The sequence below is a fragment of the Neobacillus niacini genome, from assembly GCF_019749295.1.
GTDB classification, from domain to species: domain Bacteria; phylum Bacillota; class Bacilli; order Bacillales; family Cytobacillaceae; genus Neobacillus; species Neobacillus niacini_D.
Window position 1 is genome coordinate 1 of sequence record NZ_JACWFG010000009.1, and the last position, 20,699, is coordinate 20,699.

Here is a 20,699-nt window from a genome sequence, read left to right on the forward strand (position 1 = left end):
TAGGGGGCGAACGGTTTAGCTGACGGGGTCGAAGCCCCACGGGCAGTTACGTTCTACCCTGGCTACTGATATAATAAGACCATAAAAAATAAGGTCAACCAGAAATATTTAGCATTCTGGCTAACCTTATAATACGAACGGGGCAGTTTAGCTCAAGAAGGTTATACTCATAAATAAGACGAATATATATGTAGAGCTCAGTTTAAGAGGTATCAACCGAAATATGTTACCTTGCATAGGAATTATCAGTATCCAAAAGAACAAATGAGGTGAAGACTTGTCACACGTTAGAATACGATGTACAGGGCTAATAGTCGAAAATAATTCTGTCCTTTTAGTTGAGTATGATGATAATGGGATTCATTATAATTTACCTGGTGGCGGACTTGAGCCAGGTGAAACGATATTAGAGGGTGTTGCTAGAGAGGTGTTAGAAGAAACTACAGCACAAGTTGATGTGGGTCCGTTAGCATTAATTTATGAGTTTCCCCCGCATAAACAGTCTGGAAATTATAACGTCAATGAGAAGCACGGATTGCACCTCATTTTTGAATGTACAATAAAGAATAATTCAATACCACGATTACCTCAAAATCCAGATCCTCATCAATCGGGCGTTAAATGGGTCCCTTTAGAAGAATTAGACTCCATTTTGCTGATTCCGAATATTAATAAGCAAATAAAAGAATATATTAAAAACCAAAGGAATATCGAATTAATTGAGGATTATAGCCTAGACAGACTCCGATTAGAAAAGAAGTAATTCATACATAAGACAGTAATTGAAATTTTCCTTGTTTGTACTAATGTCCTTACCATATTAATGGTGCTTGTGCTCAAGAATGACTGCTGCGGCGGTCTTTTTTTCTTGTTGTACTAACGAAGCAAATAGTTCAACAAGGTTAATGGTTATTTGTGGTTAAATATATAAAGAATGATTGTTTAATTCATAGGGGGTCTTTAAGTGTAAGAAAACAAAGAAACTCCTGAACGAAAAAGAGAGAGATTAAGACAACAAGAATTAAAAGGCAATCCAACGGGCAATCTGAACGATGCCTTTAACAGGGCAAACACAGGTAGTCTTGTTGATTTAGTAGGCAGTTTAGGTTGGAAAGGTACAGGTATCCTTATTCTTGTACTCATAATTGGAGCTATAATTGCTTCAATCTTCTTAAAGTAACGGGTGCTTTAGAAAAAAATATCAAAAAGGGGATCTAAAAATGAGTTTAAAAGTCAAACTAAAAGATATTATTGAGGAAATGGAAATACAGTTTGAAGAATCACGTTCTTTACTAAATATTAAAACTGGTGAAATAGTGATAGTGACCTCGGAGGACCTGAGAGCTGCTGAGGACGAACAACCAATTGATCATTTACCTGAATGGGATCGTGAAAATAGAATGCTGGCAATTGAAGTGGTGGAAAACTTTGAAGACTATATAGATTTACCTACTAAAAATGATGTGAATGAATATGAGATAATAGAAAACTTTTGCTTAACAATGAGTGATCAACGAAAGCAGGATTCTTTATATAAGGCAATTAAGGGAAAGGGTGCCTTTAGAAGATTTAAGGACAAAATTATAGATTTTGGATTAGAAGACCAATGGTATTCTTACCGAGACGAGTGTTATAAACAAATTGCGATTGAATGGTGCCGGGAAAATAAAATAGACTTTATTGAATAGAGTAAACAGGAGGTGCTTAATAAAATAAATAGTAATCACGTTTCTTATTGAACTAACGAAGCAGTTCTATGTAGTATGATTTTCCACCGTAATCAACGAAAGTAAAGATATGAAAAATGCCAAAGTTGTATCTTTGTAGAAGCATTATATATAGTAATTAATTATAGTTTTCAACGTAAACAACGATAGGATTTACTTGGGGAGGTGGGTATGATAGGCTCGTTTGCCAGATGGAAACTTAGTTTCAGCCTTTCAAGACAAATCGTAACCACAGAGGCTCCAAGTCAAGTCCTTAAACACCTACTTTATGGATACATATAAACAATGATAAAGGGTGCACCATATCAATGTTTTGTTGTGGATTCTATATATAAGTGAAAGATTAGTTCAATAAGGAATGGGAATAATACTCTTAAAAATGTTAAGGTGATAGAAATATGACTACTTTCTTACTTATATCCTGTGTACCAATTTGTGGTGCTGTTTATGTAAATTTCACAAAAGTATGTTCTCCTTAAAAATCAGTCTTTGGTAAGATTCTTGGGATCATATGATCAAGGGATTTAGGTTATGCTGACAGATAAAATTTAGAAGTGATTGTGGAGTGTTCTTATTTGAGCTATAGGTAATTTCGGTAATTTCACTACATTTGATAATATTTGGAATAAATATTATGAGGTTGCTTTCTTTACCGTTCGTTCTCAATATGTTATAGTGCCTATGGGAGGAGGAAAATAAAATGGCAAGAAGTAAAGAATTCGAAGAGAACGTAGTATTAGAAAAGGCGATGAAGCTCTTTTGGGAACAAGGTTATGAGAAGACATCCATGACCGATCTGGTCGAGCATATGGGAATCCATCGCAGAAGTTTGTATGATACATTTGGCGACAAACATACGCTGTTTTTGAAAGCTATGGATCGATTTCGTGATAAAGTCAGTGCTGAGCTTACGGGAGAAGTTAAACGCTCCAAGAATGCAGCGGAGGCTCTTCAGTTTATTTTTAGTTTCATGATATATGGTGAAGAAAACTCTCCTTCAGGCTGTTTAATGGTGAATTCGGCGGTGGAATTGGCAATGCGCGATGCTGATGTGGATTCAAAGTCCACTGAATCGTTCACACTATCAGAGCAGCTACTCAAGGATATTATTCTGTGGGGGCAAGAAGAGGGAGAATTTACTTCAGAGTATGATGCCGGCGAACTGGCGGAACATCTGCATACTGTGTGTGTAGGGTTAAGGGTAATGACAAGAACCTCCATTCCCAAAGAAAAATTACATCGTATAGCCAATTTATCAATAAAACTTTTAGATAAATAGTTCCTATAAGAGAAAGTCTGAACTGTAGTAAAGCTTTCTCTATGTAGATATCAATGCTTTTGCATTTTTTAGAATGATTGTTCTCATATATGAGTCTTGCCTTGCTTAAGCTCTCTCCTTGAAGAGATTTTTCTTTTGTGTTTTTTAGAATGATCGTTCTTGTATATGATTCTTGCCTCACTTAAAAATTTCTCCATGAAGGGATATTCCATTGTGCTTTTTAGAATGACCATTCCCATATAACAATTCTTGCCATGCCCAAAACTTCTCCTTAAGGAAATGATTACTTGCGTAGTTTTAGGAGAAAGACATTTTGTTGTACCAAAATAAATGTTAAAAGGAGCACATAAAAATGGAAATATCTGAACAAGTCGTATTTGTAACCGGGGCGAACCGAGGTTTTGGCCGCCATTTAGCACTTGAATTTCTATCCAGACTCCGACAGCTTTGAAATTGTTGCCGATGACGTGAGCCGAAATATCCAAAGAGTTTTTGCTGGTGGTGTATCTGCGATATACCCACATCTCTCCTAATACAAATTACTAATACAGTGACTTGAGGCGTGAATTAGGTGTATTTGCAGTGTTAGATGCATTCTTGGGCATATATCCCTTCAAGCACTGGTTTTTGTTTTGAGTCACTTACATTCAACGTTAGAGATTGCATTTCAATGAAAAATCACAAAAAATTGTAGAGGAAGAGGATGAAAAAATGAGAGCTGCTCAAATGCAGAAATATACAAAAGAAATTCAAGTGTATTTGAATGATGTTAAAATACCAGAATTTAATAGCAGGGAGGTACTCGTTAAAGTTAAAGCAGCAGGTGTTAATCCATTAGATATCCTTATTTTAAATGGTAGTATTCGCATGATTTCTGATTATGATTTACCATTAACTTTAGGAAATGAACTATCTGGAGTTATTGAGGCTGTTGGAAAAGATGTTAAGAACTTCCGCGTTGGTGACCACATTTATACGAGGTTGCCAGTTAATCAAATTGGAGCTTTTGCTGAATATGCGGTCGTCAATGAAGATGCTATATCCATAATGCCTAAAAATCTATCCTTTATTGAAGCAGCCGCTGTTCCTCTCACTGCTTTGACTGCTTATCAAGCATTAAATGACGTACTCAATGCTCAGCCTAACAAAAAGGTATTTATCCCTGGAGGAACCGGCGGCTTTGGTGCTATGGCAATCCCCATCGCCAAATCAATGGGGTTATATGTTATAACAAGCGGCAGTGAAAGAGGTAGATCCCGTACACTGTCAATTGGCGCTGATAAATTCATAAATTACCATGAGGAAAACTATGCCAACATTTTATCTGATATAGATTACGTTATTGACACCTTGGGAGCAAAAGAGATAAAAGCAGAACTTGTTATTTTAAAGCCTCAAGGGAAATTAGTATCATTAAAAGCCGTACCTAATTATCGCTTTGCGGTTAAAAATAATTTTCCAGTGTGGAAAAAACTATTGTTTGGTTTAGTGGGTGCTCGTATAGATTCTTTAGCACGTAAACATAAAAATGAATATCACTTTTTATTCGTGCAAGCCAATGGCAGTCAATTACAAAAAATCACTAACCTTGTTGAAAAAGAAAATATCACGCCCTCTATTGATTCAATTTATAATTTTAATGACATTAACAAAGCATTAATAAAAGTTTCTACTGGACACTCACAAGGCAAAGTAATTGTAACCTTCTAATCTAAAATTTAAGTACGTGGAAGAACTCTTGTAAACTATAAGGTGCTTTCCTTTTATAATTCCAGCTACCAATAGGGTAGCTTTTAATTTATTTCGCAAACGGAAAAGTTCAATTATGAGACGACTCACAACTGAAAAAATGATTTATTAACCTTCTTTGGAAATAAAACAGCACCGTTCCTAAAAATATAGACATCCATGGATATTAGTATCTATATGTTCTAAATAGAAATAATTAATATTCTACTTAGCACGCCAAACGAACAGAGTTTTTTGCGAATCGCGTTAGGGAATCACGCCCTAATTCTAGAATGAAAACATCCGTAAAAAGGAGTCTATTGACTACTTTAAACTTCATCGTTCCCGTCACAGTCCCATGTTTAACACAAAAAACACAGAATAGGATACCAAATGATACTCTAGAAAGGCTGTTAGCCACGCTGGTCAATCATTTCATCCATAAATTGGAGTACGTGGTCTTTGATTCCTTACAGGTAAAAAGGAAGCGTTGCTCCAATTTTTTTACTTTAACGATCTGCCTTTAATATTTCAATTTTATCTTGGAATAAATACTCTTTTTTCAAATGGGTGGTGATGGTTCTCCATTTTTGGAAGTTTGATTGCTGTAGTTTCAGATTTTTTGGTAATGACAGGATGGTGTTATACTTAGGTTTTTCTGTCTTGAAACGATAACCTCTTCTTGCGATCATGCAAGCGGCAGATGCGTGAGAACTTAACCCATACCGTGCCATAAATTTCATTTGCCCGATTTGGCTTGTATACGCTGGATTAACCCGCATTATTTTTACTCCAAGTTTTTTGGCCTTCATCTCTATCAATTGCCGGAACGTGGAATAGGAGAACCCTGAAAGCATGCGGGCATAGGCAGGACCTTGTTCTCGCAGCTGATCCTTTTTCTTGGAAAAATCCAGCTTTTCGATGACGACATCCTTATGGACCAAGACCGAGTATTCTAGGACTTCCTTTATGGCATCACTCATGGAGGCGGTTATCTGGTCTTTTCTTCGGCTATACATAGGGACTTTAATCGACCAATTTTTAATGGGGTTCCCAAACCGATCAATTTCACAAATGGCGAAGAATCCGGCATTCATATCGATTCCGATAAGTCCAGTTAGATTCGAGGTCCCCACCTTAGGTGTTTCCCGTTCAACTGAAGCGTTAACATACCATCCTTTTTCCCTCTTGATAAAACGATAGGTAACAGAAGTGTAGTACTTTTGTTTTCGTCCACTCCGGGTATAACCCATGTAAGGAACTTTCGCTTTATCTAGCCACTCTTGTCCGTATGGAAAAATCACATCATGAAACTCTATATATCTACCATATTTATCGGTGAAAAGATTCGCAACACGCAGCCTCAATATGTTCTTCCAATCATAGGTAGCAGTCTGGTTACCAAATGATTCATCCTTAGACCCGATGACCAAAAATTGGGAGCTGCGCACTTCAGTCCAGTCTTTTTGCCATTCTTGATGATCCTTGTATTGGTTTTCTTCCAAATGGAATTGTTTGTGAAACAGTTTCTTTGAGCCAAAGCAGATACGAATCTTTTTATTTTTGACGTCTATCTTCAACTTTTCCAACTTTTGTTGGAGATTCCTCAGTCTGCGTTTTTTTTGATGAAGGTAAAACTTAAGATTACGATACTTCTTAACCAGTTTCGAAAATAATGGATGGGTTAGTGAAGTGTCCTGGAGTTTTTGATGAAGTTGTTCTTTTTGTGTAGTTTTCTTGTCAATGATTTTGTGCAGATAAGTCGTTTTGGATTCAAGTTCCTTGATATCCAACTTTCTTTTTTCAATCAAGGAAGAGACTTTTCCGTCCAGCTGCATTTTCAAAGAATTGAATTGTCGGGCTGTGATTCCAAATCGTGTTAGAAAGGTCTTTTTTAGGCTGGAGGACGAAACACCTTTTATGTGAGACTGAACAAAAAGCTCTCGCTCCAGCCTACCAAAGTAGTCTGCATATTCTTGAAGGTACATGTATGATGACAGACCATTATGAAATGAAATGTTTATTAATTTTGTTTGATAGGTTTGAATCATTCAGCACCTCCAAATAGAACCAGGAACATTTGTTCTAAAATCTATTGTCTTATTTTTCTTTACCTTTTTCAAGTATTTAGTATTAAGATACACAAATTAGCACTAATGTCTATTATTGTCTACATATATTGAAACTGCTGTTAACCCTTGAAAGAGTGCTGGAAACCTATTATGGGTCCTATTTCTATTCAATCGATGAAGAATTTAACTTTGCTCCTTTAACCTAGCTCTTCGAAGATAGAAGCCGTATATGAAACCAGTCATAATGTTAATAATCGAGAAGCAAATAAAAATATGTCGATAAACCATTTCCAAAGATAAACCTTCTTGAATGGTTATGAGTAATCCAGAAATAGTCACTCCGAGACCCGCACCGAAAAATTGCAATAATTGGCCGATTCCTATCCCCGAACCAATTTGATTGATGGGCAAGATCCTTGTTATCTCGTTCGATATACTTGAAGAAATTGCCGTAAAGCCAACGCTAGCAAACATATAAATGAAAAGGATAAAATAGGGATTTGCAGAAGAGAACCATGCAAATAAGATTGAGGCGCTTAATAACAATAACTGCCCAAAAATAATTAAGGGTGCATTCCCAAAACGGTCAATGAATCTTCCTATATATATGCCAGCAACCATGGCGATAATGGCACCTGGAAAAATCATCAGTCCTAGCTCTGCTGGTTCTTTTCCGAATACAGTTGTGAGAATAATAGGCATTAAAAACAGAAGTGAAAAGTTAATGAAAAAAGCAGAACAATTAATAAGAAGGAGCTTTGTATATTGCTTATTTCTAAGAAGGAATAGTGGAATAAACGATTCTTCCGTCTTATTAAGATATTTCCAACATACCGCAAAAAGAACGACTGTTCCTAATAGTATCCCATACGAAAATGTAGATAGAAAAAGTAATAGACCTGTTACACTAAGCCCCGTAAGAATAGCACCGAATAAATCGAAATGTCCTTTTTTAATTACCTCATTAGGCAATAACTTTAGGAAGAAAGGAATAGACAGGACAGAAAAAATAGTGACAACGAAAAGATAATTCCATCCTAAGTATTGAGTAATCACTCCCCCTAGTACAGGACCCAACCCAAAGGCCAAAGAGGCAGCTGAAGCAATAATCGCCATCGCTTTTCCACGCCTTGATAGTGGGATATACCGCCCAGCCATGATCATACTTAATCCCATAACGGCTCCTGCTCCAGCTGCTTGAAGAATTCGAACTCCTAATAAGATAAAAAAATTAGTTGAAAAGAAACCGATGACTGATGATATTCCTAATAGGCAAATTCCATGGAGTAGAAGTCTTGAGAGGGGAACAAAATCAGATAGGCGACTAAAAGTTAGGGTTGAAATGGCAAACATGATGGAATAACCTGATACCAGCCATGAGCCCAAGGATGAGCTTAAGGATAAGTCTTTAAGAATAAAGGGTAATGCAACATTAAACATGGTTGTATTCATTACAACAAGCAAAGTGGTAACACTCCATATTAAAATGAGTTTATTCTCTTGTAATTGCACCGTGCTTTCCATTTTGGAAGGAGCCGTTAGAATAGAAGGCATTAGTTCCCACCTTACCTTTTTAATATTGATAAAAATGCACTTTACATCGTACTACTAGCTAAATGATAGCTAAAACTTTATGGATCTTACTTTAATGGATTTTTTTTTACGTGAGATTAGTTATATTAATCTATTTTCAATCTTTTTCCGGCGGAATTACCCTTCAAAATCATACATGTACTTGTAGAATGTGCCACAAGACTTTGTTTTTCATCATATACATGACACTCCAGCAATCCGACTGATGAACCTTTTTTTATTAACTTTCCCTCAGCTCGAAGTCTAGATTTAAAAATAGGTTTTAGGAAATTTAATTTAATTTCGATCGTCGTAAAAAGTTCGTCCTCAGCTAATGTAGTTACAAATGCATAGCCCATAGCGGCATCGGATATGTCACATAATATCCCTCCATGTAGTGTACCCATCGGATTGTGTAATCTTTCTGTGGCATCCATTTCAATCACAACCTTCCCTTCCTCAACATCTGTTATGTGAAAACCGATTACCTCTGAAGCCGGCGAACCTGGTATTTCGCCCTTTGCCATTTTCTTCAAAAACTCTAAATGATTCATTCTTTTCACCCTCCATATTAAAAATAAAAAAGATTGAACAAAATCATTACATTTTTAGAACGTTCATTCTAAAAATGGTAATCTAATACCGTTAAAGTCGAATCAATGATGTTTTGAAGTTTCTCTTTATCTATCGTTGTTTTGGCTAATACTCTTAACCCGATAAGTGAATTATGAATAAATTCAGCTAATTTTTTTATATCAAGTTGATCGGATATTTCTTCACGTATTTGCCCCTGCAATAGTAGTTCGTATATAAATGATTCTGTCTTACTAAAGCTTTTACTAATCCAGTCAGCAACTTCTTTGTCCCCCCTTTTTTAAAAATTTTATCATTTTTAGAAAGGTCAGTAAAGAATATTTAAACTATTCAAATAGTAAGGGGTCGGTTCTGTGAGGGGGGAGGAGTACAATTTACCGTAAGGTAGAAAGGCTCTCTTATACTCGACTAGTGTAATAAAGGGCCCAAGGGTTATAATTAAGGATGCAGCTATATTAAAAAACTAGCAAGTTATTAGGTTAGAGAAGAGGTTAACAATGAAAAATAGAGAGGAAGCTATCGGTTACTGTTTGGAGATTGGTAATACATATGAAGATTATCCATTTCGCGATAAGAATTGGACGTTAATGCGACATATAGATAACAAGAAAGTGTTTGCGTGGATTTTTGAAAGAGATGGCCTTACTTGGATTAATGTGAAATGTGAACCTGGTTTTTTGGATTATTGGCGTCAGATTTATAATTCGGTAGTTCCTGCATTTCATCTTAATAAGGAGCATTGGAATTCGATAATTCTTGACGGTACTGTTCCAAAGGAAGAAATTTACGAAATGATAAAACAAAGCTATATATTAACTAAAAAAAGTAATAGAAAAGTTAATTTCAAAAAGTAAAGTCATTGATTCAGCAGGAAGGATTTATGCCTTTTTCTATGGAACTTACTAATATTGTGAACTCTAACGGGGAAGTTTAACTTAATAAGGGTTTCTGTTATTTTACACAAAAAAAGCCTGACGTTAGAAACGTCAAGCCAGTTTTATTATAGAAAAGGAACAAACAAAAATTTTTAAATTTTTATTGACTTTTTAATTGGTCACAACCTATCCGTGTTAAAAATTTATAAAATGTCTCACGTTTTTTACCCATTTGTGTATATAAATCAATTATCTTTTCTACTGCGTAGTACAACTCATTTGGTGTTAGATTCTCCTTCAATAATGAGCCTACTACGGCATCTTTCCCTTTGGCTTTGCCCCCAACATAAATGTTGTAGTGTTCTTTAACTTTCATAACACCTATGTCGCTTAACATTGGTTCTCCGCAACCAACTGGACACCCTGTATATGCAACCTTAAGGGTGAAGGGGACAGGTTTACCAGCGATACGGCGATTTAATTCTTTCGCCACTGCCATGCCTTCCTCTTCTTCACCCTTACAAAAATTGCAGGTTCTTAAGCTCTTTACGAAGTTTCCAACTGGATAACATTCCAATCCTACACTTTTGAACTCTTCCGTGATTTTTGTTTGTTTATCTTCAGGTATTTCTATATAGAGTTGCTGAAATGTGGTTAATTCAAGTTCCTCATTTTCACTCATATATTTAGAAATTGTCAAAAGCTGCTTATTGTTAAGTTTTGCCCCAAAGCTTATTCCTCCATTTACGGCGAGCTTTATCTTTTTAACTTCATTCCCCATATTAATTTCTCCCTGTTAATTAATTACAACATGACTCTTAGATACACAAAGCTAATTACAGCAACGTGGGGCTAATCGTTTGATTCTTCTTGTTTTTGTGAACGGACAAACAGAAGTGATAATACAACGCCTATAAACGCAGCTATACCAGACCATAAAAATGCTTGTTGAAAACCTTCATTTAAAGCGACAATTGGGTCTCCTGCGACACTAGAGGCAGTTGTCGACCCAGCAATTGCAACCATGATGGCTAGTCCCAATGCTGAGCCAATCTGGTAAGTAGTGTTATACAACCCAGATGCAAGACCTGACTCTTCTGGTTTAGCATTAGATACTGCAGCTGTGGTAGCTGGCAGATAAGCAAGGGCATTTCCCAGAGCGGCTAATAATAAAGCCAATAGTACACTTGTCCAATAGGTTCCATTAACTGATGTGTTAAGGGAGAATAGTAGTCCCGAACTGCCGAGTATAAGGAACCCGAAAACCATAGTAATCTTCAATCCGAATTTCTCCATTGCCTTTCCAGCTACTGCAACAACGAATACTGCCATGAGTATTGGTGCAGGTAATAAAGCCATTGCTGCAGAGAAAGGAGCAAATTTCAATATCTGTTGTAAATACAATACAAGGAAATAAATAATCGGAACCCATGCGATTGATAACAAGACGAGCGAAACGTTACCGATAGACAAGTTTCGAGTCTTAAATATACGAAGTGGAACAAGTGGTTCTTTTTTCATAACCTGGATTATAATAAAAATGATAAACAACAAAGCTCCAACGGACAATGACCATACTGTTGATGATGATCCCCAACCACTGTGCTCTGCGTTTGCAACACCATAAACCAATAAAACTAATGCCGTTGTAACAGAGATGGCTCCAGAATAGTCAATGCGTCCACTCATTCGCTTTCCTTTTTGTAATAGTCCTGGCGACAAGAGTAAAATGATAATACCGATAGGAACATAGATTAATAACGCCCATCTCCAGCTTAAAAATTCTGTAAGGATACCACCGAGAACGATACCGATTGAACCACCTGCTGCCCCTGAAAGCCCCCATAAAGCAAGAGCTTTACTTAGTTCTTTCGGATTCCCAGCAAAAAGAATCATGACAATAGAAAGAGCCGCAGGTGCAATCAATGCAGAACCAGCACCTTGAACTGCCCGTGCGATGTTAAGCACTACATCGTCCCAAGCCAATCCTGCAAGAAGGGAAGCCACGGTTAAGATTGAAAATCCCCACATAAAAATGCGACGATGCCCAAATAAATCACTCAGCCTTCCTCCTAATAACAGAAGACCACCAAAGAATATTAGAAAAGCAGTCATTACCCATTGTAAGTTTTCTTGTGAATAACCTAGAGTTTCTTTGATAGATGGAAGGGCAACCTGAATAATGGCACTATCCATCATAACCATGAAATTTGCAAAACCTAACAATGCAAGTGCTTTCCAACGCTTAGGATCTGCTTGTGTAAGTGTCTGTGAACCCGTCGACATAAAACAATCTCCTCCAATTCGTATAGTAATATAGAATACCCCCGTATAGTATGATATTGTTTAAAAAAATAACTTGAATATTTCTTCCTTCAGGAAGGGAACAATCATGAACCATACTATCACCTGACAACAAAACCTTACTATACCCCCCTATAGTATGTCAATGGGTTTTTAAAAATCTCTTTTTTATTTTGAACTACAAATACAAAAGCTCTGATCTATTAATCAGAGCAATTTAATTGATATTAAGAATTTATAAATAAAGGAACATGTTAAGCATGCCGAAGATAAATTAAGAAATCTGGTCGTTTTTACCCTTAAAATGAGTAGGATTCTCCATCATCTGGTATTAAAACATTATCGGAGATTCCTTTTTCATTAATAAATCCTTTTAATTCTTCTCTTGATAATGTCCAATGATTAACTGCTTCCATATGAACAGAAATAATTTTTGCGTTAGGAGCAGCCTTATAAACTTCATAAATGTCATCTTTATCCATCACCAGAGAACCGCCTACTAGGAATTGATTATCTCCGCCATTTACAACAATAATTTCTGGTTTATGTGTTTCGATTACATCTTGAACAGCACCATACCATACAGTGTCTCCAGCTACATATAAAGTTTTTTCATTTGTATGTTTGAAGACAACGCCGCACACTTGCCCAGCATGCTGTAAGATTTCACCTCTACCATGTTCGCCTTTTGTTTTAATTAATTGTATACCTTCAAAGACTGTATCCTGTAAAACCTCTACATTTTTGAAACCAGCGTTTCGAATGACTGTCGCATCTTCTTCATTTTGAGAAAATAGTTTAATTTCTTTTGGCAACGCTTCTATAGCAGCATGATCCCAGTGGTCAGGATGCAGATGAGTGACAATGACAGCATCAATATTAGATATAATAGTATCAATGGATGTTGGTAAGCTTACTAAAGGATTATTTTGGTCTTCTCTTGGTGCAGGGGGTAAACCTACTCCAGGTCCAAAAGGTGGAAGAGTTCCCTTTTCTGATAACATGGGATCTATTAAAAACTTTTTATCTGCATATTGAACAACGAGCGTAGCGTTTCGAATTAGTTGTATATTCATTATAAGTAACTCCTTTTCTTTAAAATTAGCTTTGAACAATCTATATTCTATAATATGACCCATTGACCGATATATAGAGTAAATAAAGTGTTTTGCTCGTTTGACTTTATTTATGAAAGGAGTTAAGTAAATGCTAGATAAAAGGTTACGGTATATCCACCTGCCAAACCTTCTTGCAAGGTTTTTAAATAGCTGGCCGTGTGGTCAATAGGTTTTTCCTTTATCTCAACGGGCTTGTCCTTTTTTTCCCAACTTCCTTCGCTTCTGCTACTTCCTGTGTTGGGTTTAAATTGTAATAGGATAAAAAGGCATGATTTTAAAGATGAAATGCTGAATTGTTTAGACTTTATCCGAAATTTGTAAAAGAAACTAGAAATTTTCATTAGCAGAAACAATTAGATAATATAAAGGAGAATATATATAAGAGGTGATTGAGATGAAAAGGATATTAGATTGTAGAGGTTCTGATTTTCGACAAATGGGTAGGGAAGAATTAAAGCAGGCAATCCGTGCAGCGGAAGGAAGAACGATTTTGGCTGAAACGGTCGTGACATCACAACCCTTACTTCCTGAGGTATCCAACCCGGAAGTGATGAAGGCATTCGGAGCGGATATGATTTTACTAAACCTGTTTGATGTTATGAACCCTAAAGTAAATGGTGTGGATTCCTACAGTATATTTCAACCAAATGCAGCAGGCAGTGAAATAGATGAAAACATTATTCAAAAAATAAAAGAACTAACTGGTCTTCCAGTCGGCATTAATCTTGAACCTGTTGATCCGGATGCTAATGCATTAGAGAACTTGCATTCATTGCCGGAAGGGCGTACAGCAACTGAAAAGTCATTAGAGATGGCAAAGCAACTGGGATGTGATTTCATTTGCTTAACGGGTAATCCAAAATCAGGGGTAACCAATGAGAAAATTGAACAAGCAATTACATTGGCGAACAAACATTTTGGAGGACTAATCATAGCAGGCAAAATGCATAATGCTGGAACAGCAGGAAGTGTATTTGATTTAGATGCATTTTCTCGGTTTGCAGAAGCTGGGGCAGATGTCATTCTTTTCCCCGCTCCCGGAACAGTCCCTGGTGTTCGTGAGGAAACACTTGCCCATGCAATAGAAAACGTTAAAAATAAAGGGGCATTAACCCTTGCTGCAATTGGCACAAGCCAAGAAGGAGCAGATGAAGAAACCATCCGCGCAATCGCGTTAAGCTCGAAAAGAGCAGGAGCGGATATTTTTCATATCGGGGATGCTGGGTATTCTGGTATGGCTCTACCTGAAAATATTCAAACCCTTTCGATTACGGTTAGGGGTAAAAGACATACTTATATCAGAATGGCTGCATCTGCTTTAAGATAAAAATATTGTATTTTCCCTTTCTGTTAATAAGAAGGGATTTTTTTGTCCTTCACTCGCTAATTGCTTTTTCTTATTGAAGGTACGGTGCAGGATCGGGAAAGAAGGAAAAATAACTACATATATTGAATTTATCCTTTTACAGTAATAAGGAATTAAAAGGGGAGAGGGTAAATTTGTTAACTAACCTTTATTTTGTTCGACACGCTCATTCAACCTATACACCTGAAGAATTAAGAAGACCCTTATCTGAAAAAGGTCAAATTGACACAGAAATAATTACTCAAATTCTAAAAGAGGAAAATATAGATTATGTGATTTCAAGTCCATATAAAAGGGCAGTTCAAACAGTCGAAGGTGTCGCAGATTTTTTTGGTAAAGAAGTTATTATTGAGAATAGTTTTAAGGAACGGATACTGTCTGAAAGTCCTGTTGAGAATTTCGATTTAGCTGTCACTAAAGTTTGGGAGGAGCCTGCCTTTTCTTGGGAAGGTGGAGAATCCAATATTATTGCACAGAAACGAGGAGTTGAAGCAACTTTAAAGGTTTTAGAAAGGTATGAAGGTAAAAACATTATCGTGGGATCACACGGTAATATCATGGTTCTAATAATGAATTTTTTTGATAAGAAATATGATTTTAGTTTTTGGAAAGAACTTAGTATGCCAGACATTTATAAATTAACTTTTAATGGAACGACACTAAAAGAAGTAAATCGAATCTGGAAATGTAATTGAACGAACGCCATATTTGTTTAAGAATTAAGAGAAAAGGCCGTTTAACATTTTAGTTATATCTACCATGTTTGTATAATCAAGGTGGAATTGTCGAAGAAGGGCAATCGCTTTCTATTGTTCCACTAACGTTTAGTAGAAGAATATAAATGATTAAATTGAGGTGATTTGGTGAAATATACTTGTCCATGTTGTGGATATAAAACATTAGATGAGGAACCACCAGGTACTTACGATATATGTGAAATTTGCTTTTGGGAAGATGACACCGTTCAATTCGATGATCCCGATTATGAAGGAGGGGCTAATGGTCCATCGTTAAGACAGGCACAAAAAAACTTTATTGAATTTGGTGCAAAAGAGTTTAGAAAAACTAAATATACTAGAAAGCCATCAATTACAGATCAAAAAGACCCTAATTGGAAAGCATTGGATTAGAGCCTTCTTGTTAAGCTAACGAAGCAGGTTTGTTGAACAATTCTTCCTGAATTGGAATTGATTTGAAACTTTTTAAAGTTAAAATCGTACAAATAATTACAGTAAGTGCATTCTTATGGGAAAACATATTCCATATTAAGAATAGGGAACAGATTGTATTCGTTATATGAATGAATCACTATAGCGATTATTGGATTAAGGAGAGTGGGATAATGGATAGCAAACGTTTTGAAATTATTTATACACAAGGAAAGCTAGAATTTTTTAAGATTATTCGTGATAACCAGACGGGGGTTCTATACATGTTGAATCTTAATGCTGCTGGAAGTGGTTTAACCGTTATGGTTGATCAAGAAGGAAAACCCTTGGTAGATGAGGATTTTAAAAAATAGTCAAGACTGTGATAAAGTGCCCATTTGGTAAAGGCTTATTCCAGAATCGGGCGCTTTTTTTTAGTAAGATGGGCTCCTTTTTATATTCTCCTAAAGAATCAATTGTGAATATTATCACTTAAACTATGGGTGCAAGAGTTTAAGAATAGTGGCTGCTTCGGCAACTTTTTTTTGCTTGTTGTGCACTAACGGGGCAGTTTAATTCTATAAATTGGGAGAGAATCTATATATAAAAGAAAGAATAAAGGAGAGGTAGATTATGAGTAAATCATTTATTGAACAACTACATTATATTAGAATTCCTGTAAAGAATTTAGAACAGTCTGCACTATGGTATAGAGATGTATTAGGGCTTCAATTAATAACCATAACTGAGGATCCATTTGCGATTATAAAAATTAATGAGGGACCTTTTTTACTTATCTTAGTTCCTACTGAAGATGATACATTTGCACATTTTACCATAGGTAATGTTCCAGCCTTTAGCATTGGTTTTTCAAGTCCTGAATTATCTAAATTTCATCAACACCTTATTGAAAATGGTGTTAAGGTTGAGGATATAAAAGAAGATAATGGACATGCCTATTTCCACTTTTTTGATCCAAATGGTAATAAACTTCAAGTACACTGGTAAGAAATATACAAACTTAACTATGTGAAAGGTCACACTTAAAGGAACGGCTGCGTTGACCAAAGCAGGATTAACGCTTCTTTTTGTTGAATCTTATTGAAGTATTTTGATAGAGGTTAAAGACGATTATCAATTATCTTTCATCATTCATCAAACATTATTAAATGTTGGGGAGGTGAAAATCGTTTTTAAGATTTCCGCACACAAAAAGGGGTTACCGTTGTGAATAGGGATATTAAAAAATGGGTTAAAATGCAGTTTGTAAGCCAATGTGTTCATTTTGCATTTAGCTTCTGATCAAAAAGGTGTAGGCAGTGTGCTATCGAGTATATGTTATTCTTAAATGTTCATACCTTTCAGAATATACTAAAAAATAGTAGCTTGTAACGACAAGGAGTTGAGATTATGAAATTACTACTTACATCTGCAGGCATCAATAACAAAAGCATACATGACACGCTGGTTGACATGCTGGGCAAGCCAATCGCCGACTCCAGTGCCCTGTGCATCCCCACCGCGATGTACGGACACCCCTGGGTCGGTCCAGGCGTCAAAGCATGGGAGTTCATCAGCGGGAAAGAAGAGAATCCCATGGTCAGCCTGGGCTGGAAGTCCGTCGGTGTGTTGGAGCTAACAGCGCTGCCAAGCATCGACGAAGACCGCTGGGTGCCGCTGGTCCGGGAGACGGACGTCCTGCTGGTGTCGGGAGGCGACGCCCTCTACCTGTGCCATTGGATGCGGCAATCAGGGCTGGCAGACCTCTTGCCGTCGCTGCACGCTGTCTATGTGGGAATGAGTGCTGGGAGCATGGTGATGGCCCCTAGCATCGGGGAATTCTTCGTTGGCTGGACTCCACCCAACGGTGGTGATGAAACGCTGGGACTTGTCAATTTTGCAATGTTCCCGCATTTGGATCACGAGATGCTGCCGTATAACACGATGGCTAATGCAGAGAGATGGGCCGCCGGGATGCAGGGGACGGCGTATGCAATTGATGATCAAACCGCCATCAAAGTGATCGACGGAGAGGTTGAAGTTGTCTCCGAAGGACATTGGAAACTGTTTTCGCCCTGATATTATTTTCCGCCGCTAAACATATCAAATAACGTAGGTGAGATTCTTGTAATGAAAATATGATTTCACTTGACTGGGTCTTCGCTTCAACAGATGAAGTGCTGGCCATTGCCTTGATACCTTTGGGTAGGTGTGCACTCAATTTAAGCTTTAATGAAGTAGAAAGATATGCCTAACGGAGTCAGTCAATACTGATTCCGTTAGTTTTTTGTAAAATCACCAGCACCACTTTTGTTCCCATAAACACTCTGGATTTGTGGAGTGTGGAAACACCTGGTTTTAATATAATCTCCAAGCCTGCTATTATTGCCATTTTTTATTATCCTCTAATTGGGAAAACTAGTTTCTCTATCATAAACTGGAAACAAACCCAGTAGGTACTGTCCTGCAGTCTTTACCTTTTATTTTTTCACGTGGTTTTTATTTTGTTTAATCAATTGGTGATGTAGCACCGACTCCACCAACAATACCGTTTCAAATGTCGACTTGTAATTAACTGTTTCCGTTTCTTTGTGTTCATTTTGGTAGCCTGCTGATAGATTAACAGAAGGGATGCCGTACTCCGAAAAAACCATCGCGTCACTAATGCCACCTGCAGTAATCTTCCAATCATCCATTCCAGCTAATTGGCCAGCTTTCTCAAATAACCTGCCATACTCTTCTGGACAAAACGGTACATAGTTACTCCACGATGTAACAATATCTCTATTTCCACGTCGGTCAATCACAATCGCGGCATCCACATCTTCGATAAAATTCGCGTCAATGTCACGTGATCCAAGGCAGCCAATTTCTTCTTCCACGGTAAAAGCTACTTTCAAGGTTCCTCTAAAATTGGTCTTTTTCACTCTAGAAAGGATGACGAGAATAGCTGCAACGCCTGCTCGGTCATCGGCTCCAAGAATTCCTTCTGAGCTTCTTAGAATGAAATTTTCTTCAATAATTTCTCTTCCTTCGACAATTTCTTCAACGGTATCCAAATGAGCAGATAGCAGAACAGTGGGACCATCTCCAAGTTCCACAAACCCGAGAAGATTGCCTTTCCGGTCAATAAAGGAATGATCGATAAGAGTAGACAATTTATTTCGCAGCCTTGAACAGAATCTTTTTTCGTCGGTGCTTACACCTGGAACATTTAAGCACTCTAGTAGCAAACCTTTAAAATGATTTGCCTGAAGGTCCTTTAGAAAACTTGGATTTTTCCAAACTTGATATAGGTTTTCAGCGAATTCAAGTAACAGTGACTGACCCTTCTTTGGGTAATATACTCGGATATTTTTGCCTTCAATTCTGATCCGTAGACTTGGCGGTATGGCAGCCTTCAATAGTTCAAGCTGCTTTCCATTCGGATAGTTTTTTAGATAAATTCTTGCCTCTCCTCTGCCATGCCCGTCACAGCTGCCATACGTATAAATACCAAGTTGGTTCATCCAGCGGATCACTCCACGGATGTAGGGATCAAAATCAGTAAGAGGCAAATCACCAAGGACCGGATCAATTAGCATTCCTCGCCCAGGGGAATCGATGGTTTTAGCAGATTCCTGTAGAAAGGAAATAAAATCTTCATCTGTAATGTTGTCATTGACTTCTTGAGATAATTTCCCTGTACCAATCAAAAGTTTACAAGCATTACATACTTCACCATTTAGGGATCTCATCAAATCTTCTTTTTGTAGTCCGTGTCTTGCCAATAAAATTTCTTTGTTTATCATGCCCATCATCTCCTCTTTGTTTATAATCGAAGTATAGCAAGGCAGTTGTGACTGACTGTCACAGCAAGAAAAGAAGGAGATTGACAGAGTAAAAGGGAATTTTTCATATAGAGGTGAATGGAAAATGAGGGACCTTGATGATGATATCCATCCATTTATGGAAGAAAAAAGATTAAAAGAAGTACTGGGTGTGGCTAGAAAACAAAGAGATAAAACCCTTGAAAAGGAAATAACCAAGAAACTGGTGAATTTATTTGTTTCCCAGGGGGAGTATTTTAAAATGGCGGATAAGCCTGACCCGAAAATAGCAAAAAGATATTTAGAAAAAGCACTGCATATGCAGGAAGACCATCCTGTTGCAAATTATCGCCTGGGCTATCTTTATTATCAAAACAGGGAATATACGAAAGCCGTTTCCTTTTTTGAGAAAGCATTGGACGGTTCAATGGAAGAGGAATTAAATGATACCCAAAGGATGCTTGCAAACATGTTTCTCGTCAATTGCGGCATCAAGATAGCAAAAGAAGCCATTCATGAGATTAACTTTATTGAGGACAATGTCTACACTGAACTGGAAATTGAAAGAATCGAGCGGTATAAATATGAAATTCTCGTTCTTGATGAAGAAATCTTTAATAAAATGTTTTACCGGAAAATTGAAAATGGAATAGAAGAAAAGATCGGAGAATATGAATTTCTCAACTTTAAACCTGACTTAAACCAAGTACTACTAAAAAGATCCGATCAGGGAATGGAAATTCATTTTCAAGATTACGAACCCATCTCGTTAAATCTTAAGGCTTTTTATACCTTATATGGAATAGTTATGGCAAAAAGTTTTAGGACTTATAATGAGTTACAAGAAATAGCTTCGAATGGCTGTGGCCAAGAGGTTAGTGATGATTATATTCGTCAAATTATCCGTCGGCTTTCAAGAAACATTCCTTATTGGGGACAAATTATTGAAACGACATCCATCTTGCATCCAGAAACAAGGAGACCTATAGCAGCTATTAAGCTGGCAGAAGAGTTTTCGGCTTGTATTGTTTGTCGGGTGGAGGATTTCTTACCTGAATGATTTGGAGAGTTAGGTTATTACGAAGAAACTTAAAAGAGGTTTATAGT

19 protein-coding genes and 1 pseudogene are annotated in these 20,699 nt (G+C 37.0%); 13 read left to right on the forward strand and 7 right to left on the reverse strand.

Annotated features, from left to right (window positions below; genetic code table 11):
• Window positions 1-277 precede the first annotated feature (277 nt).
• From H0184_RS13255 to H0184_RS13280, 5 genes and pseudogenes are all read left to right on the forward strand, one after another.
• Window positions 278-763, forward strand: a complete 486-nt coding sequence (locus tag H0184_RS13255) for an NUDIX domain-containing protein (RefSeq protein WP_221825969.1) — start codon at window positions 278-280, stop codon at window positions 761-763.
• Window positions 764-970: 207 nt separating this feature from the next.
• A pseudogene (locus H0184_RS13260) lies at window positions 971-1,180 on the forward strand (DUF6366 family protein); the annotation flags it as partial.
• 40 nt (window positions 1,181-1,220) lie between these two features.
• Window positions 1,221-1,688, forward strand: coding sequence for a UPF0158 family protein (locus H0184_RS13265; protein ID WP_221825970.1), 468 nt, complete (start codon window positions 1,221-1,223; stop codon window positions 1,686-1,688).
• Between the two features lie 739 nt (window positions 1,689-2,427).
• The gene (locus H0184_RS13270) at window positions 2,428-3,006 is read left to right on the forward strand and encodes a TetR/AcrR family transcriptional regulator (protein WP_221825971.1); all 579 of its coding nucleotides are present in this window, start codon (window positions 2,428-2,430) and stop codon (window positions 3,004-3,006) included.
• Window positions 3,007-3,717: 711 nt separating this feature from the next.
• On the forward strand, window positions 3,718-4,716 hold the full coding sequence (locus H0184_RS13280) for an NADP-dependent oxidoreductase (RefSeq protein WP_221825975.1): 999 nt from the start codon (window positions 3,718-3,720) through the stop codon (window positions 4,714-4,716).
• A 527-nt stretch (window positions 4,717-5,243) separates the two neighbouring features.
• Here the strand turns inward: H0184_RS13280 and H0184_RS13285 are convergent.
• The 3 genes from H0184_RS13285 to H0184_RS13295 all read right to left on the reverse strand — a co-directional run bounded on the left by H0184_RS13285 (window position 5,244) and on the right by H0184_RS13295 (window position 8,932).
• Complete coding sequence (locus tag H0184_RS13285; protein ID WP_221825976.1) at window positions 5,244-6,785, reverse strand: IS200/IS605 family accessory protein TnpB-related protein; 1,542 nt, start codon at window positions 6,783-6,785, stop codon at window positions 5,244-5,246.
• Window positions 6,786-6,989: 204 nt separating this feature from the next.
• Window positions 6,990-8,360, reverse strand: coding sequence for an MFS transporter (locus tag H0184_RS13290; protein WP_221825978.1), 1,371 nt, complete (start codon window positions 8,358-8,360; stop codon window positions 6,990-6,992).
• A gap of 125 nt (window positions 8,361-8,485) precedes the next feature.
• Window positions 8,486-8,932, reverse strand: coding sequence for a PaaI family thioesterase (locus tag H0184_RS13295; RefSeq protein WP_221825979.1), 447 nt, complete (start codon window positions 8,930-8,932; stop codon window positions 8,486-8,488).
• 537 nt (window positions 8,933-9,469) lie between these two features.
• Here H0184_RS13295 and H0184_RS13300 point away from each other — a divergent pair.
• On the forward strand, window positions 9,470-9,826 hold the full coding sequence (locus H0184_RS13300; RefSeq protein ID WP_221825981.1) for an MmcQ/YjbR family DNA-binding protein: 357 nt from the start codon (window positions 9,470-9,472) through the stop codon (window positions 9,824-9,826).
• Between the two features lie 181 nt (window positions 9,827-10,007).
• Here the strand turns inward: H0184_RS13300 and H0184_RS13305 are convergent, their stop codons facing one another.
• From H0184_RS13305 to H0184_RS13315, 3 genes are all read right to left on the reverse strand, one after another.
• Window positions 10,008-10,628 carry an NAD(P)/FAD-dependent oxidoreductase gene (locus tag H0184_RS13305; protein ID WP_221825983.1) on the reverse strand — a complete coding sequence of 207 codons (621 nt, stop codon included), beginning with the start codon at window positions 10,626-10,628 and terminating at the stop codon, window positions 10,008-10,010.
• A 71-nt stretch (window positions 10,629-10,699) separates the two neighbouring features.
• Window positions 10,700-12,133 (reverse strand): MFS transporter, encoded by a 1,434-nt coding sequence (locus H0184_RS13310; protein WP_221825985.1) that lies wholly within the window; start codon window positions 12,131-12,133, stop codon window positions 10,700-10,702.
• A 317-nt stretch (window positions 12,134-12,450) separates the two neighbouring features.
• On the reverse strand, window positions 12,451-13,227 hold the full coding sequence (locus H0184_RS13315) for an MBL fold metallo-hydrolase (RefSeq protein ID WP_221825992.1): 777 nt from the start codon (window positions 13,225-13,227) through the stop codon (window positions 12,451-12,453).
• 436 nt (window positions 13,228-13,663) lie between these two features.
• Between H0184_RS13315 and H0184_RS13320 the strand changes: the two genes are divergently transcribed.
• The 6 genes from H0184_RS13320 (at window position 13,664) to H0184_RS13345 (ending at window position 17,862) form a co-directional block, all read left to right on the forward strand.
• Complete coding sequence (locus H0184_RS13320) at window positions 13,664-14,596, forward strand: DUF7916 family protein (RefSeq protein ID WP_221825994.1); 933 nt, start codon at window positions 13,664-13,666, stop codon at window positions 14,594-14,596.
• Window positions 14,597-14,769: 173 nt separating this feature from the next.
• Window positions 14,770-15,330, forward strand: coding sequence for a histidine phosphatase family protein (locus H0184_RS13325; protein ID WP_221825996.1), 561 nt, complete (start codon window positions 14,770-14,772; stop codon window positions 15,328-15,330).
• Between the two features lie 168 nt (window positions 15,331-15,498).
• Window positions 15,499-15,765, forward strand: a complete 267-nt coding sequence (locus H0184_RS13330; RefSeq protein ID WP_221826006.1) for a CPCC family cysteine-rich protein — start codon at window positions 15,499-15,501, stop codon at window positions 15,763-15,765.
• Window positions 15,766-15,977: 212 nt separating this feature from the next.
• Complete coding sequence (locus H0184_RS13335) at window positions 15,978-16,157, forward strand: DUF6440 family protein (protein WP_221826011.1); 180 nt, start codon at window positions 15,978-15,980, stop codon at window positions 16,155-16,157.
• Window positions 16,158-16,416: 259 nt separating this feature from the next.
• Entirely contained in the window at window positions 16,417-16,791 is a 375-nt protein-coding gene (locus tag H0184_RS13340; protein WP_221826012.1) for a VOC family protein, read from the forward strand.
• Between the two features lie 402 nt (window positions 16,792-17,193).
• Window positions 17,194-17,862: a Type 1 glutamine amidotransferase-like domain-containing protein gene (locus tag H0184_RS13345; RefSeq protein ID WP_221826013.1), complete on the forward strand. Its 669-nt coding sequence runs from the start codon at window positions 17,194-17,196 to the stop codon at window positions 17,860-17,862.
• A 401-nt stretch (window positions 17,863-18,263) separates the two neighbouring features.
• On the opposite strand, the gene H0184_RS13350 is transcribed toward H0184_RS13345, so the two are convergent.
• The gene (locus H0184_RS13350; protein WP_221826016.1) at window positions 18,264-19,574 is read right to left on the reverse strand and encodes a M20/M25/M40 family metallo-hydrolase; all 1,311 of its coding nucleotides are present in this window, start codon (window positions 19,572-19,574) and stop codon (window positions 18,264-18,266) included.
• Window positions 19,575-19,698: 124 nt separating this feature from the next.
• On the opposite strand from H0184_RS13350, the gene H0184_RS13355 reads away from it, so the two are divergent.
• On the forward strand, window positions 19,699-20,652 hold the full coding sequence (locus H0184_RS13355) for a tetratricopeptide repeat protein (protein ID WP_221826017.1): 954 nt from the start codon (window positions 19,699-19,701) through the stop codon (window positions 20,650-20,652).
• Window positions 20,653-20,699: the final 47 nt, after the last annotated feature.

What these genes read in the sequence shown, in the direction of transcription:
- H0184_RS13310 (WP_221825985.1), bottom strand. Translation starts at nt 12,133, where the DNA reads ATGTCGACGGGTTCACAGACACTTACACAAGCAGATCCTAAGCGTTGG.
- H0184_RS13285 (WP_221825976.1), bottom strand. Translation starts at nt 6,785, where the DNA reads ATGATTCAAACCTATCAAACAAAATTAATAAACATTTCATTTCATAAT.
- H0184_RS13340 (WP_221826012.1), top strand. Translation starts at nt 16,417, where the DNA reads ATGAGTAAATCATTTATTGAACAACTACATTATATTAGAATTCCTGTA.
- H0184_RS13270 (WP_221825971.1), top strand. Translation starts at nt 2,428, where the DNA reads ATGGCAAGAAGTAAAGAATTCGAAGAGAACGTAGTATTAGAAAAGGCG.
- H0184_RS13315 (WP_221825992.1), bottom strand. Translation starts at nt 13,227, where the DNA reads ATGAATATACAACTAATTCGAAACGCTACGCTCGTTGTTCAATATGCA.
- H0184_RS13280 (WP_221825975.1), top strand. Translation starts at nt 3,718, where the DNA reads ATGAGAGCTGCTCAAATGCAGAAATATACAAAAGAAATTCAAGTGTAT.
- H0184_RS13265 (WP_221825970.1), top strand. Translation starts at nt 1,221, where the DNA reads ATGAGTTTAAAAGTCAAACTAAAAGATATTATTGAGGAAATGGAAATA.
- H0184_RS13305 (WP_221825983.1), bottom strand. Translation starts at nt 10,628, where the DNA reads ATGGGGAATGAAGTTAAAAAGATAAAGCTCGCCGTAAATGGAGGAATA.
- H0184_RS13300 (WP_221825981.1), top strand. Translation starts at nt 9,470, where the DNA reads ATGAAAAATAGAGAGGAAGCTATCGGTTACTGTTTGGAGATTGGTAAT.
- H0184_RS13335 (WP_221826011.1), top strand. Translation starts at nt 15,978, where the DNA reads ATGGATAGCAAACGTTTTGAAATTATTTATACACAAGGAAAGCTAGAA.
- H0184_RS13320 (WP_221825994.1), top strand. Translation starts at nt 13,664, where the DNA reads ATGAAAAGGATATTAGATTGTAGAGGTTCTGATTTTCGACAAATGGGT.
- H0184_RS13295 (WP_221825979.1), bottom strand. Translation starts at nt 8,932, where the DNA reads ATGAATCATTTAGAGTTTTTGAAGAAAATGGCAAAGGGCGAAATACCA.
- H0184_RS13350 (WP_221826016.1), bottom strand. Translation starts at nt 19,574, where the DNA reads ATGATAAACAAAGAAATTTTATTGGCAAGACACGGACTACAAAAAGAA.
- H0184_RS13345 (WP_221826013.1), top strand. Translation starts at nt 17,194, where the DNA reads ATGAAATTACTACTTACATCTGCAGGCATCAATAACAAAAGCATACAT.
- H0184_RS13355 (WP_221826017.1), top strand. Translation starts at nt 19,699, where the DNA reads ATGAGGGACCTTGATGATGATATCCATCCATTTATGGAAGAAAAAAGA.
- H0184_RS13290 (WP_221825978.1), bottom strand. Translation starts at nt 8,360, where the DNA reads ATGCCTTCTATTCTAACGGCTCCTTCCAAAATGGAAAGCACGGTGCAA.